This window comes from Streptomyces sp. NPDC056486, from assembly GCF_042795295.1.
Taxonomy (GTDB): Bacteria; Actinomycetota; Actinomycetes; order Streptomycetales; family Streptomycetaceae; genus Streptomyces.
In genome coordinates this window covers 15,986-28,824 of record NZ_JBHTSF010000114.1, presented here as the reverse complement: position 1 = coordinate 28,824, position 12,839 = coordinate 15,986, and the positions used below count along the sequence as shown (strand labels likewise).

The following is a 12,839-nucleotide window of genomic DNA, read 5'->3' as shown; positions in this document are numbered from 1 at the left end:
ATTCCAAATTGTCAAGGCGCACTTGCCTTACCTTGAGTGAGTCAGATAAGCCGAGGCACCCCATCAAATGCCCGGAGATGACCCAACCCCGTCACGCGCCACAACTGGCCGAAGATGCGCCAGGGTTGTCACCTGCACCACGACCGGGAACACCAGGCCCGCACCCGGGCCCAGACACGCCGGGCCCTCCTGGAAGTCTCCGGACAGATGGCGTTAGACCTGTAGTCGTGGCGGTTCGGCACTGCGTAGACGAAGTACGCCGACGGCGGAGTCGAGAGCTCTGGTCAGGCCGCCTGCAGGGCTGCTGCGGGACAGAGGGCAGCAGCGGTGGGGTGGAGCGTAGGCCGGGCGAGGCGGCGGTTCATCAAGATGATGAGGGCGAGGGGCCATCGCTTCCGCGTGGGCGGGCAGTCTTTCGTAGTCTCTGACCAGCCGCCTTGCGTGCAAGATCCATTCGAGTGAGCGTTCCACGACCCATCTGCGCGGGAGCAGGACGAAGCTGGTTGCGCCTTTGGGGCGACTGACGGTCTTGACGGTCGGCCCCAGCGCAAAAGCTGCTGATCATGAGCCTGTCGGCCTGCCGTCTCGTAGGTCTGGTTATGGGAAACCGTCCGTCGCGGCCGTGGATCGTGTCAGACGAACTGTGGTCGCTCATCGAGCCGTTGCTGCCGAAACCGGGTCCGAAGAAGGCCCAGGGCAGACCGCCGGTGCCGGACCGGCAGGCGTTGTGCGGGATCTTGTTCGTGCTCTACACCGGCATCCAATGGGAGTACCTGCCGCAGGAGTTGGGCTTCGGCTCGGGCATGACGTGCTGGCGGCGCCTTGCCGCGTGGCACGAGGCCGGCGTCTGGGACCAACTGCACGTCACGCTGCTGAAGAAGCTCCGGTCGGCGGACCAGCTGGACTGGTCGCGGGCGGTGATCGATTCCTCGCACGTCCGGGCCGCTCGGCGAGGCCCAGAAGCGGGCCCAGCCCGGTCGCCCGGGCCCGGCCGGGCAGCAAGCACCACGTCCTCACCGACGGCCAGGAGTTCCCGCTCGCGCTGTCGCTGACCGGCGGGAACCGTAACGATGTCACCCAACTGATGCCCCTGCTCGACAAGATCCCGGCCGTGACCGGTCTCGTCGGTCGACCACGGCGTCGGCCGGACATGCTCTTCGCCGACCGCGGCTACGACCACGACAAGTACCGGCGCCTGCTGCGGGCCCGCGGCAGCCGCCCGGCGATAGCCGAACGAGGTCAGCCGCACGACACCGGCCTGGGCACCTTCCGCTGGGTCGTGGAACGGATGATCTCCTGGCTGCACGGCTTCCGCCGCCTACGCATCCGCTGGGAACGACGCGACGACATCCACGAAGCGTCCTCGGCCTCGCCGCCTGCCTGATCACCCACCGCCACGTCCAACGCCTTTGTTAGCACCTCTAAGTCAGATGGATGAGGCGGGAGCCGCACCCAAGCCAGATCGGCACGGGGCGAAGCGCGCCAAGTGGGCGGGGGCTCCAAACAGGACTGGCCATCGAAGGCGCCGGGAGACCTGGCATCACGAATTGCTCCTGCGCTGTGTCTGCGCGTGCGGACATGAGCCCGGACGCGAGCCCGGGGGCTACTTCTGCCTGGGGTACGCCCCTTGCACCGGTCGGCCCGCCAGTGCCTCGTCGACCTCGTGTTGAAAGTATTCGAAGTTGGTCAGGGCGAACCATCCGCACGGTTCGACGCGCTCGGGGATCGCCTTGTCCGTCTCGTCGACGTACCCCTCGTCGCCCGCGTCATAGAAGCAGTGCCGCTGCAGAACGTGGGAAGAGGCCAGAACTTCGTGTGCCACGGTGCGGAAGTAGCCCTTGTTCCACAGCCAGTTCATGGTGAAGAAGGGCGGCATGAGCAGCCGGTCCGGGGTCAGCAGCCCAAGATCCGGGTCTTGACTCACCGAGGGGACGTCGTAGAGGTAGGCGAGGATTCCCCCGGGGAAGCGGCCCTGTGGCCCGCTCTCGCCGGTGTTGACGATTCTGCCGAACCGATAGCTCGCGTCGCCCAGCTGGAGAGCGAATACGTCTCCCGCCTCGTGCTGGCGACGCTGGCCCTTCATCTTCCTCAAAGGCACAGCGCATTGGTCCTTTCCGAGTCCGAGGCGGGTTGGGGGCAGTTTGCCCCGCCCGCAACCTGAATGCCACCGGGCCCAGCTGGCCCTATCGGATCCCGGGCGAGGCCGGGGTGCGACTGTCGGCACGGATACACCCAACCGCAGCCCGACAGGAGCGCGCACCGCTAGCAGGTCGTGACTGCTGCACTGTGTGGCGGACGGCCTTGCGAGTCATCCCGAGGGGCGGGAACCTTGGCATCCGGCCGGCACCGTTGCGGGCGCCGGCATGTGAGTTCTTCGCACAGGAACCGGGAGTGCCACATGTGGAGATTGGACGCGGTGCGGTGAAGGCGTTACGGGGCGGGGGAGTGGTGTTGCTGCTGGCCACTGTGCTTATGGGCTGCGGGGAGGGCGAAGGCGGTGCTCCTGACGGTGCGGCCGGACCGACCTCCGGCGGGTCGACCGCGGCTTCGGCCAACAGCAGCGACGGGCCCGAGTCCACGAGCACGACAGCAAACGCGACGAGTCCTCGTGCATACGTCGCCATGACCGTGGACGGCGAACTGCACGCGATGCTGACCTTCAAGCTCTTCCCCGCCGGTGGCCAAGTGGTCGGGAAATACACGTTGGTGCACTTCGACGGCTCCGGACGTGAGGTCCGGACAAAAACCGACTTCAACGGGCGCGGGACCGGCACTATGGTCGAGCTTGACGGCCTCGCCGACTACGGAGTGGTGAAGGGAACCCTCTCCAACGATCGAACCCGGCTGACACTCGACCGCACCTTCGGTGTGGAGAAGAACCAGTGGAAGGTCGTCTCCTCCAAGGACGTGTTCGAGTCTGCGGTCAGGGAGTACGCCAAGCGGTTCGCATCCTGTTCCAAGAAGAAGGACTACAACCCCTGTGAGGGCGTGACGTGACCCGCCGGGCGGCACCCAGATCTCGGCCGCAGGCCCTAGGCGCGCTGTCTCATGACGTTGGTTCCACGAAGTCCTCGATGGTGAGATGCCGCGGGAGGGCGTCGAGCGGTTCCGGCGGCTGGTCGAAGGTGATGCGGTAGTTGCTGCCGCCGTGGGTCCATGACCTGCTCGATGCCGGGATGGGGGATCCGGGCGGTCGCGCACGGCGTTCGCGACCGCCCTCATGCAGCAGACCACTGCCTTCCAGGGCACCTTCAACGACGTCTCGGAGGCCGTTACCGCTCACGTCGCCCGCTCCCGGTTCCTCTGCGAGGGCGGCCGGCGCTTCGTCGTCCTCATGGAGGAGTCAGTCCTGCGCTTCCGCACCGCCTGTCAGTCTTCCGTCCAGTTACGACATGTGTCGCTCGCTGAACTGCTGTGCTGCGGATGGCGGATCCTGCGCATTGGCTTCGCAGGCCTTGGCGGGCTGCTTCTGCGGAGTGGGGGGGAGCGGGTGTACCTGCAGGATCATCGGCGGTGGGTCATCGAGACCACAAAGGCGGAGATCAGGCCCAGGGTGTTGATGGTTCCGAAGGCCGCCGTCAGGGGTTCCTTCAACGCCGGGTATTCATGGATGACGATTCCCGCGACGGCGCAGACTGTCAGCGCCAGCACGATGCCCATTGCGGTCAGTGCCGCCGGCATCCATGTGCCTGGGGGGGGAGGACCCGGTATGGGCGGAGCCGGGCTCGGGTTCGGTGCGGCCGGGTCTGGCTGTGGTGCAGTGGTCATGATCGGGTTCCCCACTGGTAGTGGCCGGGTCCAGCGTTCACCCTGCGGGCCGAGGAGTTCGTCAGCCGCCACGAGCCGGAGCGGCAGAGACGCTCGCTGAGGCTACTGGCGCCTCAGGGCCGTCCGGGTTGCTTGAGCAGAGTGCAACGTGGAGGGCGGTGGTCGCGCAAGCGGCGTCGGAGGGGGCCTTATTGGTGCTTCATCTCAGTAAGTGAGGCGAATGGATCGTCAGGCGGGCGGCCATTCTTGAGGTGAGCCGCTGGGCCCGCGAGCCCGTCGCCCATCTCCGGCAGCGCTGTTGGCAACCGCACCGTCACGCGTCGTACGTCCCGGGGGTGCCTTGCCGGGGCTGCCACCCGACGTCTCGATGCCATCCGGCAACTTGTGGCGGGCCGACAGGCAGGGCGAGTTGTCGCCTGACGAGGGACTGAACGGCGCCACATTTAGCATCATAAGGTGCAGGCATCCTTTTTAGTCGTTCTTCGAGAGGCCCGTGGCGCCCTGGTTCGACTACGTGCTCACCCACGTGACCGTCGTCCGTGGGGTTGAGGCCCGGGGAGGCGGGCGGGAGGTCGTCCGGGCGGCAAATCATCCTCTGTTACACACCTGTGTCGATTCGCCCTACAACGAACCCCGGGGCCGCGTCGTCTAGCAGGTGGGATCCGACCCGCGGAGCAAGGACGAACGAGGAGTGGGCAGCAATGGGGGACATACGCAGACGAGGAGCCGTGGCTCTGGGGATCACCGTGCTGGTAGCCCCGCTCACGGTGGCGCTCGGCACGGGCAGTGCGCAGGCCGCCTCGTGCTCGACGCAGACCGGGCCGTACCAGAAGCAGGTCGAGAAGTTCCTCGGCCGCCCGGTGGACGGCAAGCAGTCGGCAGCTGACTGCAAGGTCATCAAGGCCTTTCAGACCAAGCACAAGATCAGCCCGAACGCCGGGTACGCGGGCAGCGTCACCTGGGGCGTCATGAACCTCATGAACAAGCAGAAAGCGGTGGGCAACACCCCCAACAAGGCGGGTAAGTGCCCGACCGATAAGGGGCGCATCGCCTGTGTCGACCTGACGCTCCAGCTCAGCTGGATCCAGGACGGCAAGACCCTCAAGTACGGCCCGATCCCGGTGCGCACCGGCCGCAACGGCCACGAGACCCGCACGGGCCTGAAGAAGGTCTACTGGCGCAACATCGACCACGTGTCGAGCATCTACCACGTGCCGATGCCGTACAGCCAGTTCTTCGACGGCGGCCAGGCGTTCCACTCGGTCGGCATCAGCGTCTGGTCCCCGCCGGGCTCCCACGGCTGCGTCAACATGACGAAGAAGGACGCCGTGCAGTACTGGAACATGCTTCGCAAGGGCGACGACGTCTTCGTCTACGGCCGCAAGCCCGGCACCTGATCCGCCGTTTTCGCAGATCCGACGGCCCGCGCGAGGGGCGCCGCCGAACGAAGCTGCGCCCTCCTGAAGTGACTGGCCGGAGCGCGAGCCGCGGGCAAGCGCGGATGGCCCCTCGACGTGCGCACCGGCCTCCTGCTGCTCGCCGGGGCCGGGTCAACCTACGTAGCTTTCCAGCACCCCGGTTTCGGCGCCGCATTGCTGGTCGGCGTCGCCGTCGTGACAGTCCTGCACACCCTGCTGGGGACGGCGGTGAAGGCATCCGCCGGCGGGCGCGACCGGGCCCGCCGGTTCAGGCTGGAGCCGTGGAGTTCCCGATCGACGTTGCGCTCGCCTCCGTGTGGATGTACCTGGCGATGGCCGCTATGGCGCTGCCGGAGGGGACCGTCCTGGACGGCGTTATGTGACCTGTGGGGGCCCCAGCCCACAGGTGTCTCAGGGGGCGCAGCTCCCATAGATGAGACGTGACGGGCGTCGCGGCCGCGTGCCGCAGCGGCCGCTCAGAGGTGGCCGTCCAGGAACTTGCGTACCTCGGCGATGGTCATAGGCCCCGTGCCGTGCGCCACTGCCTCTCCCTCCTTCAGCAGGACGTAGGACGGGGCTCCGGTGATCCCGTATCGCTCGGTTGCGGCCGGACAACGCGTGATGTCGGCGCGGACGGCCGTCAGGCGGCCCGTGTAGTCGTCGGCGATGTCACCCACGACGAGGTCCATCACCCGGCAGGACTCGATTGCCTTGGGCCATGTCCCGGTGAAGTACGCGAGGACCGGAACTCCGCTCATCCCGAGGACGAAATTGAACTCCGCGTCCTCACGGGGTTGGTGGACCCGCTTCGCCATGCAAGCTCCTGTCCTCACATTCCGTCATTCCATCCCCATCATCCCTCGCGCGGTGTGCCAGGCCTGCCCGGTCGGTCGGCCCGGCCCTCCGCCTCTGGTGACCCGGTCTGGCCGCCCGGCCGGGTCACCCGGCTGCAGCCCGCCTCGCGCCCGTGGGTCAGCTCGTGCCAGGACAGCGCCCTCTACGACGACATGAAGGCCGTTTTTAAGGGCATAGCGGCCCAGATCGCCGACCAGATGCTCGATGAGTACGTCGACGGGCGGGCCGGTGTGCATCGTTCACCGGATCCGGTCGAGCCGTATCCGCCACCGCGCTTCTCAGAGACAGCGCCCCCGACGGGCTTGTCGAGGCCTTGTCTGGTCTTCACCTCAGCCTCCGGTTCCGGCTGGCTGATACCGCTCTTCCCCGGGGCACATGAGCCAGCTGATGGCACCGAGAACGAGTCACGATTCCTGGACCGCGCGTGGACCGCTCGTGGATGCGGTCGTGGACGGTCGACGTACGCGTCAGCTGCCCCGAAGACCGACCGCCAGCGTCAGTTCAAGGACCCGGTGTGGCGATGCGAGATCCGGAAACAGCTCCCGCAGCTGCGACATCCGGTACCGGACCGTCTGGGGGTGGACGAACAACGCCGCCGCCACCTCGTCCCGCCTGCCCTGGTGCAGCAGCCACGCCCGCAACGTCTCCTCCAGCCGTCGTGCGGTCGCGGCAGGCAAGGTCCGCAACGGTGCGAGGGCTCGGGCACGCAGGTCGGCGAACGCGTCCGCGTCGGCGCTCAGCACCAGTTCGGGCAGGTGGTCCTCGGTGTCGTGAATATCAGAGGAGAGGGAGCGCGCGCGTACGGCTCGTGCGTACGAGGCGGACGCACGAGTCCATGGCCGGGCCGGGCCGACCACGGCGGTGCGGTCGGTCAGCTGCCGCAAGAGACGTGGCCGGTCGGCGTCGGGGACGAGCAGCACACCGGTGGCGTCCGGCAGATCGTCGAGGACGAGGGTGCTCGGGTCGAGCGTGCGGTAGGCGGGCCGGGCCTGGGCGGCGGGGAGCAGGACCGCGGTCAGCGAATCCGGAGGCTGCCACCCGGCCCGTTGGACAGAGGCAAGGAGTACGTCCGGACTCGCGCCGGCGAGGAGGTCGCGGGCCAGGTGTTCCAGGTGGCGCTCGTGGGCCCTGCCCCGGGCGGCCAGTTCGTCGGCGTGGCCCGCGGCGCTCGCGGCGGAGAGCTCGTCGATGTAGGCGAAGGTCAGCTCGGCGAACTTGGCGACCTCGGCGGCGGGCAGACCTGCGGGTACCGCGCCCGCTGCCAGGCAACGCCAGGCCACGCGGGCGCCGACGCGGTAGGCGCCGAGCAGGGCGTCCATCGAACGGCCGTCGCGCACCTCGCCGCGGCCCAGCTCGTAGGCCGCGTCACCGGCGTCGCCGCCGGTGGCGTGCCCGCTTGCGAGGTCCAGGTAGTGCCCCAGGGCGGTGCGGACGGCTCGGCGGATGGTGGCGCCCATGCGGCCCGAAAGGGCGTTGGCGTAGGGAGGGACCTCGTCGATGATCGCCTGGACGACCTCGTCGGCGGTGGTCTTCAGCGCGGCCCGAAGTACGGTGACCGTCGTCTCATCCAGGGCCAGTTCGCTGGCCCTCCGGATCGCATGCCCCATTTTTTGTTCCCTGCGAACAATCAAGCCGACCAGATTCACATCCTACGGACAGGACTTTACGCCCTGAGGCGCATCAAGCTGAAGCCATGACGAGTACAGCCCTCCGCGGCAGGGCGTGGAAACTGTTGGAGATGGTCACGACGCCGCTGCTGCCGTCGGACTACCTCGACCTGGTCAGCCCGCTGCGTGCGGGTGCTGACCTGCGTGGGCGCATCGAGGCCGTACACCCCGAGACGGGTGACGCCGCGACCATCGTGATCAGGCCGGGACGGGGCTGGCGCGGCCACACAGCCGGTCAGTACGTGCGGATCGGGGTCGACGTCGCCGGGGTGCGCCTGTGGCGTGCCTACTCCATCACCTCGCCGACAAACCGCCAGGACGGCCGCGTCACGATCACCGTCAAGGCGATCCCGGACGGCAAGGTCAGCAACCACCTGGTCCGCAGGGCCAAACCGGGCACGCTGATCCAGCTCGATCAGGCGACCGGTGACTTCGTACTGCCCCAGGCCAAGCCCGCCAAGGTGCTCTACCTGACGGCCGGCAGCGGCATCACGCCCGTGATGGGCATGCTGCGCGACACCGAGTTCGACGACGTCGTCATGGTCCACAGCGCGCCACAGCCGCAAGACGTGATCTTCCGCAACGAACTGCACGACCTGGTCGCGGACAAGAAGCTGCGGCTCACCGAGGTGCACACCGACACAGACGGCATGCTCGACATCGCCCGTCTCGACGAACTCGTGCCCGACTGGGCCGAGCGCGAGACCTGGGCCTGCGGGCCCGCGGGCCTGCTCGACGCCGCCGAAAAGCACTGGAGCGAGCACGGCGTACAAGAGCGCCTGTACACCGAACGCTTCCGCCCCGGGATCGTCGTCACCGGCGACGGAGGCGAGGTCACGTTCAGTGCCACCGGCAAGACCGTCGACGCGGACGGCGCCACGCCGTTGCTGGACATCGGCGAGGAGGCCGGCGTGCTCATGCCCTCCGGGTGCCGCATGGGCATCTGCTTCGGCTGCGTCACGCCGCTCAAGGCGGGCGCCGTCCGCGACCTGCGCACCGGCGAGGTAACCGAGGCGGAGCCGGGCGTCCTCATCCAGACCTGTGTGTCCGCCGCGGCGGGCCCCTGCGACATCGAACGGTAGGAGCACCTTGACCGCCATCGACCCCACCACCCACCTGACCGCGGAGCAGATCGAGGAGCTCGGCCGCGAGCTGGACGCGATCCGCGACGAGGTGATCGCCGGCCGCGGCGAGAAAGACGCCGCCTACATCCGTAAGGTCATCTCGGCGCAGCGCAAGCTCGAGCTGGTCAGCAGGGGCGTACTGCTGTTCTCGCTCTTCCCGCCCGCGTGGCTGATCGGCACCGCCGGTCTGTCCGTGGCGAAGATCATGGACAACATGGAGATCGGCCACAACATCCTGCACGGCCAGTGGGACTGGATGCGGGACCCGAAGATCCACTCCACCACCTGGGAGTGGGATCACGTCTCGCCTTCCGAGCAGTGGAAGCACTCGCACAACGAGCTGCACCACACGTACACCAACGTGATCGGCAAGGACAACGACCTCGGCTACGGCATCATGCGCGTCGACGAGGACCAGAAGTGGCACCCGTTCCACCTCGGCCAGCCGCTGTGGAACTTCATCAACGCCTGCTTCTTCGAGTACGGCATCGCAGCGTACGACCTGGAGCTCGCCAAGAACCTCCACAAGCGCCGCCGCAAGAACCCGGAGTTCCGCGCGCGGGCCAAGGCCGTGGGCCGCAAGATCCGCAAGCAGGTCCTCAAGGACTACGTGATCCACCCGCTGCTTTCGGGCCCGTCGTTCCTCCCCACTCTCGCCGCCACGTTCACCGCGAACCTGGTCCGCAACATCTGGACCCACTCGGTGATCATGTGCGGGCACTTCCCCGAGGGCGTGCAGGTCTTCGAGCGCCGGTCGATCAAGGGCGAGACGCGCGGCCAGTGGTACCTGCGCCAGATGATGGGCTCGGCGAACATCAGCGGCAGCAGGGCCATGCACTTCATGACCGGCAACCTGTCGCACCAGATCGAGCACCACCTGTTCCCGGACCTGCCGAGCAACCGGTACGCCGAGGTCGCGGTGAAGGTGCGCGCGCTGTTCGAAAAGTACGAGCTGGAGTACGTCACCGGGCCGCTGCCCAAGCAGGTGTTCTCCGCGTGGCACAAGGTCTTCCGGCTCTCGCTGCCGAACAAGAAGCCCAAGGTCAAGACGCCGGACCGCGAGCAGGAGCTCGTCGCAGCCTGATGCCCAGCATCGGTTAGATCTTTCGGCGGTACCGGCGACACGACACCGCCGGGTTCGGTGAGATCCGTTACGGACGGTGGGCGGCCCCGGCCGCGATACCAGACCGTACGACACGGGATCCGGGCAGCCCGGTGTCCGGCTGCGCTGCCTGGACGTGCGCCAGGAGCTCAGCACACAACCCCCGGCGAGGTGTTGTAGTGGGCTGACCTTCCGTGGTCGGGCCGGTAGTCGGGTGTGTACTCGCGCTCGGTTTGCCGACGGGCGGGCTGGGTGGAAGGCATGGGCTATGACGTGGACACTGCCGGAACCGATGCTCGCCGCCCCTGTGTCGGACCCTGCGCTGCTGCCGGGGTGGGCGGGTGAGCCGAAGTAGGGCGGATTCCGGGCTGGCATGTCCGTAGATGACGGCCGCGTGGTGCTGCGCTCCAGGCGGGGCACTTCCATGGGGACGGCGTTCCCCGAGATGGCCGCAGCCGCGGCGAACCTGTCGGCCGGAGCCGCGCTCGACGGCGTTATGTGACCTGCCGCTCCGTCTACCGGTTCGCGGCTCTGCGAGAGGCGATCCGGTTCGTGCGACCGACCGCACGGCCCACCGCGTTGCGCACCGCGAGGCCCGGCCGGGTGCGGGGCACCATGAGCCTGGAGAGCAGACCGACGCGTCGCTGCCGCGGACCTACCTCTCGGCGGAGCCGCGACTCGTAGGCGGCGAAGGCGCGGGCGTGATCACCGGGATGGGCGGCGAGCTCTTCTGTGAGGGCGTACGCGCCCGCCATCGCCATGCTGGACCCGTCGCCCAGCAGGGCTGCCGCCGCCGCCGCGTCCCCGAGCAGTACGACCCGTCCGCGGGACCACGAGGGCACCCGGATAGTGGTCAGGGGGTCGAAGAACGGCGCCGGGTGGTCGAGGAACGCCGCTACGAGTTCCGGTGCGCGCCACCGCACGTCGGCGTAGGCGTCGGCCACGGTCTGCTTGTGAAGGGCGATGTTCTTGCGGTCGTGGGGCGCCGACTGTGCGGCCCGGAAGGTGAAGATCGCGAGCGGAGTGGTCCGCGAGGGGTGGACGACCAGCATCCGGTTCGGCACGGTCAGCATCGTCATCTCGCTCGGGTCCTCGATGGCGTCGGGTTCCAGCGGCACGGTCGCGCCGTACAGGCCCAGGTCGCTCGCGAACTGCCGCTCGGGTCCGAATACCAGGCGCCGTACGGTGGAGTGCATCCCGTCGGCACCGACTACCAAGTCGAAGCGCCGTGGCGGGGACCGCCGGAAGGTGACGTCGACCCCACCTCCGTCCTGCTCAAGAGCAGTGACCGTGTCGTCGAACACGAACTCGGCCTCGGTCTGCGCCGACCGGTGGAGCACCTCGGACAGGTCGGCTCGGGTCACCTCGACCGTCGGCGCCTCGTCCGAGGTGAGCGGGAGCTGCAGGATGCGCCTGCCGCCGGGGTCGAGCAGGGTCAGTGACCGATTGCGGGTGGCGAGCCCGCGGAGCTGCGGGAGGATGCCCATGCGGTCGGCGGCCGGGATCGCGGGCCCCTTCACGACGATCGCACTGGCCAGGTGGGCTGCCCTTCTGTTCTGTTGCCGTACATCGGCCGTAGCGGCGATGGGAAGTCGCCAGTGGGTCTGAGCGCCCTGCTGATCGGTGCTGATCAGTACGCCGATTGCCGGTCTGCCGGGCTCGCTCAGCGCACCGTTCTGTTTCCAGTGAGATCGGATCGGGTACTCAGTGCCGGGGCGTGGAAGCCCGCTACGAAAGTCATGAAACCTCTTTCGAGAGATGTTTGCGGAACGAGGGAGAGGATCGGTGTGTGCGCACACGAACCAGCCCGGTACTGGTGACTGACGCGGGGTCATCGAGCCTGCGTCTGACGGTCTTCGGGGACGATGGTCAAGTCCTTAACGAACACCACAGTGACTCTCCGCCTGGCGAGGGGGCGACCGGATCGCTGCGGCAGTTGCTGAAGGAAGGGCCGGCTCCTACAGCTGTGGGTCACCGCATCGTCCACGGCGGATCGGAGCTGCGCAGCCACACTCTGCTGGACGATGCTGTGCGTGCCCGCTTGAACCAGGTGGCAGACCTCGCGCCATTGCACGTTCCCCAAGCACTGACCGTTCTGGACGCGGCTCGGGATCTGCTGCCGGGAGTTCCGCACGTCGCCTGCTTCGACACCGTCTTCCACGTCGGCTTACCCGTTGCGGCACGGGAGTACGCGGTACCTTCCAGCTGGCGCGATGAGTACGGACTGCGCCGCTACGGCTTCCACGGCCTGTCCTACGCCTGGGCGCTGGCCCGCACCGCTGAACTCCTCGGCCGCCGTCCCGAGCAGCTGCACCTGGTGATGGTGCACCTTGGCGGTGGCTGCTCCGCCTGTGCGGTGCGTGATGGGCGCAGTGTCGACACGACGATGGGCTTTACGCCCTTGGAGGGTCTGGTGATGAGTCACCGCAGCGGCAGCGTCGACCCTGGCGCCCTGACCTGGCTGCAGACACGGAAGAATGTGTCTGCGAACGAGATCGAGGACGCTCTGAACCACAGGTCCGGTCTGCTCGCCCTCTCCGGCACTTCGGACGACACACGCGACCTGGTCCGCAGCCGGGCGGCAGGCGACGAGCGTGCCGCACTCGCTCTTGACGTCTTCACCCATCAGTGCCGTCGCGGCATCGCCGGGATGGCCGCATCCTTGAGCCGTCTGGACGCTCTCGTTTTCACCGGCGAGATCGGCGAGGACCAGCCTGAGGTGCGTGAGGAGGTGTGCGCCGGGCTGTCTGTGTTCGGCCTCACGGGCGGGCTGCGACCGCTGGTCGCCGAACGTCCCGAAATCATCAGCGAGCCCGGCGCGCGAGTTCCCGTCGTGGTCGTTCCCACTGGTGAGGCTCAGCAGATCAACGTGGAGACCCGGGCTCTCTTGGCTCACCGCTGAGGT

At 67.9% G+C, this 12,839-nt stretch carries 12 protein-coding genes and 2 pseudogenes; 7 read left to right on the top strand and 7 right to left on the bottom strand.

Translation table 11 applies throughout. From position 1 onward, the window contains the following. Positions 1–284: 284 nt before the first annotated feature. Positions 285–525, bottom strand: a pseudogene (locus ACFQ7F_RS32980) (hypothetical protein); the annotation flags it as partial. 74 nt (positions 526–599) lie between these two features. Here ACFQ7F_RS32980 and ACFQ7F_RS32975 point away from each other — a divergent pair. After that, positions 600–1,413 (top strand): annotated as a pseudogene (locus ACFQ7F_RS32975) (IS5 family transposase); the annotation flags it as partial. 190 nt (positions 1,414–1,603) lie between these two features. On the opposite strand, the gene ACFQ7F_RS32970 reads toward ACFQ7F_RS32975, so the two are convergent. Further along, entirely contained in the window at positions 1,604–2,083 is a 480-nt protein-coding gene (locus ACFQ7F_RS32970) for an Imm26 family immunity protein (RefSeq protein ID WP_383278504.1), read from the bottom strand. A 317-nt stretch (positions 2,084–2,400) separates the two neighbouring features. Between ACFQ7F_RS32970 and ACFQ7F_RS32965 the strand changes: the two genes are divergently transcribed. Then, positions 2,401–2,997: a hypothetical protein gene (locus ACFQ7F_RS32965; protein ID WP_383278501.1), complete on the top strand. Its 597-nt coding sequence runs from the start codon at positions 2,401–2,403 to the stop codon at positions 2,995–2,997. A 49-nt stretch (positions 2,998–3,046) separates the two neighbouring features. On the opposite strand, the gene ACFQ7F_RS32960 is transcribed toward ACFQ7F_RS32965, so the two are convergent. Together ACFQ7F_RS32960 and ACFQ7F_RS32955 are read right to left on the bottom strand one after the other, a co-directional pair. Next, entirely contained in the window at positions 3,047–3,283 is a 237-nt protein-coding gene (locus ACFQ7F_RS32960) for a hypothetical protein (RefSeq protein ID WP_383278498.1), read from the bottom strand. A gap of 221 nt (positions 3,284–3,504) precedes the next feature. Continuing rightward, on the bottom strand, positions 3,505–3,681 hold the full coding sequence (locus tag ACFQ7F_RS32955) for a hypothetical protein (protein WP_383278495.1): 177 nt from the start codon (positions 3,679–3,681) through the stop codon (positions 3,505–3,507). Between the two features lie 788 nt (positions 3,682–4,469). Between ACFQ7F_RS32955 and ACFQ7F_RS32950 the strand changes: the two genes are divergently transcribed. Then, a complete protein-coding gene (locus ACFQ7F_RS32950; protein ID WP_383278492.1) occupies positions 4,470–5,165 on the top strand; it encodes a L,D-transpeptidase in 696 nt (231 codons plus the stop codon). A gap of 497 nt (positions 5,166–5,662) precedes the next feature. Here the strand turns inward: ACFQ7F_RS32950 and ACFQ7F_RS32945 are convergent, their stop codons facing one another. Together ACFQ7F_RS32945 and ACFQ7F_RS32940 are read right to left on the bottom strand one after the other, a co-directional pair. Continuing rightward, positions 5,663–6,001 (bottom strand): thioredoxin family protein, encoded by a 339-nt coding sequence (locus ACFQ7F_RS32945; protein WP_383278489.1) that lies wholly within the window; start codon positions 5,999–6,001, stop codon positions 5,663–5,665. A gap of 507 nt (positions 6,002–6,508) precedes the next feature. Continuing rightward, positions 6,509–7,648: a PucR family transcriptional regulator gene (locus tag ACFQ7F_RS32940; RefSeq protein ID WP_383278486.1), complete on the bottom strand. Its 1,140-nt coding sequence runs from the start codon at positions 7,646–7,648 to the stop codon at positions 6,509–6,511. A gap of 86 nt (positions 7,649–7,734) precedes the next feature. Between ACFQ7F_RS32940 and ACFQ7F_RS32935 the strand changes: the two genes are divergently transcribed. The 3 genes from ACFQ7F_RS32935 (at position 7,735) to ACFQ7F_RS32925 (ending at position 10,436) form a co-directional block, all read left to right on the top strand. Continuing rightward, entirely contained in the window at positions 7,735–8,790 is a 1,056-nt protein-coding gene (locus ACFQ7F_RS32935) for a ferredoxin reductase (protein WP_383278483.1), read from the top strand. A 7-nt stretch (positions 8,791–8,797) separates the two neighbouring features. Further along, positions 8,798–9,916, top strand: coding sequence for a fatty acid desaturase family protein (locus tag ACFQ7F_RS32930; RefSeq protein ID WP_383278480.1), 1,119 nt, complete (start codon positions 8,798–8,800; stop codon positions 9,914–9,916). Between the two features lie 391 nt (positions 9,917–10,307). Continuing rightward, positions 10,308–10,436 carry a hypothetical protein gene (locus tag ACFQ7F_RS32925; protein ID WP_383278477.1) on the top strand — a complete coding sequence of 43 codons (129 nt, stop codon included), beginning with the start codon at positions 10,308–10,310 and terminating at the stop codon, positions 10,434–10,436. A gap of 13 nt (positions 10,437–10,449) precedes the next feature. Here ACFQ7F_RS32925 and ACFQ7F_RS32920 read toward each other — a convergent pair whose 3' ends face one another. Beyond that, positions 10,450–11,454, bottom strand: a complete 1,005-nt coding sequence (locus tag ACFQ7F_RS32920) for an FAD-dependent monooxygenase (RefSeq protein WP_383278474.1) — start codon at positions 11,452–11,454, stop codon at positions 10,450–10,452. A gap of 197 nt (positions 11,455–11,651) precedes the next feature. On the opposite strand from ACFQ7F_RS32920, the gene ACFQ7F_RS32915 reads away from it, so the two are divergent. Beyond that, positions 11,652–12,836 carry an acetate/propionate family kinase gene (locus tag ACFQ7F_RS32915; RefSeq protein WP_383278510.1) on the top strand — a complete coding sequence of 395 codons (1,185 nt, stop codon included), beginning with the start codon at positions 11,652–11,654 and terminating at the stop codon, positions 12,834–12,836. Positions 12,837–12,839: the final 3 nt, after the last annotated feature.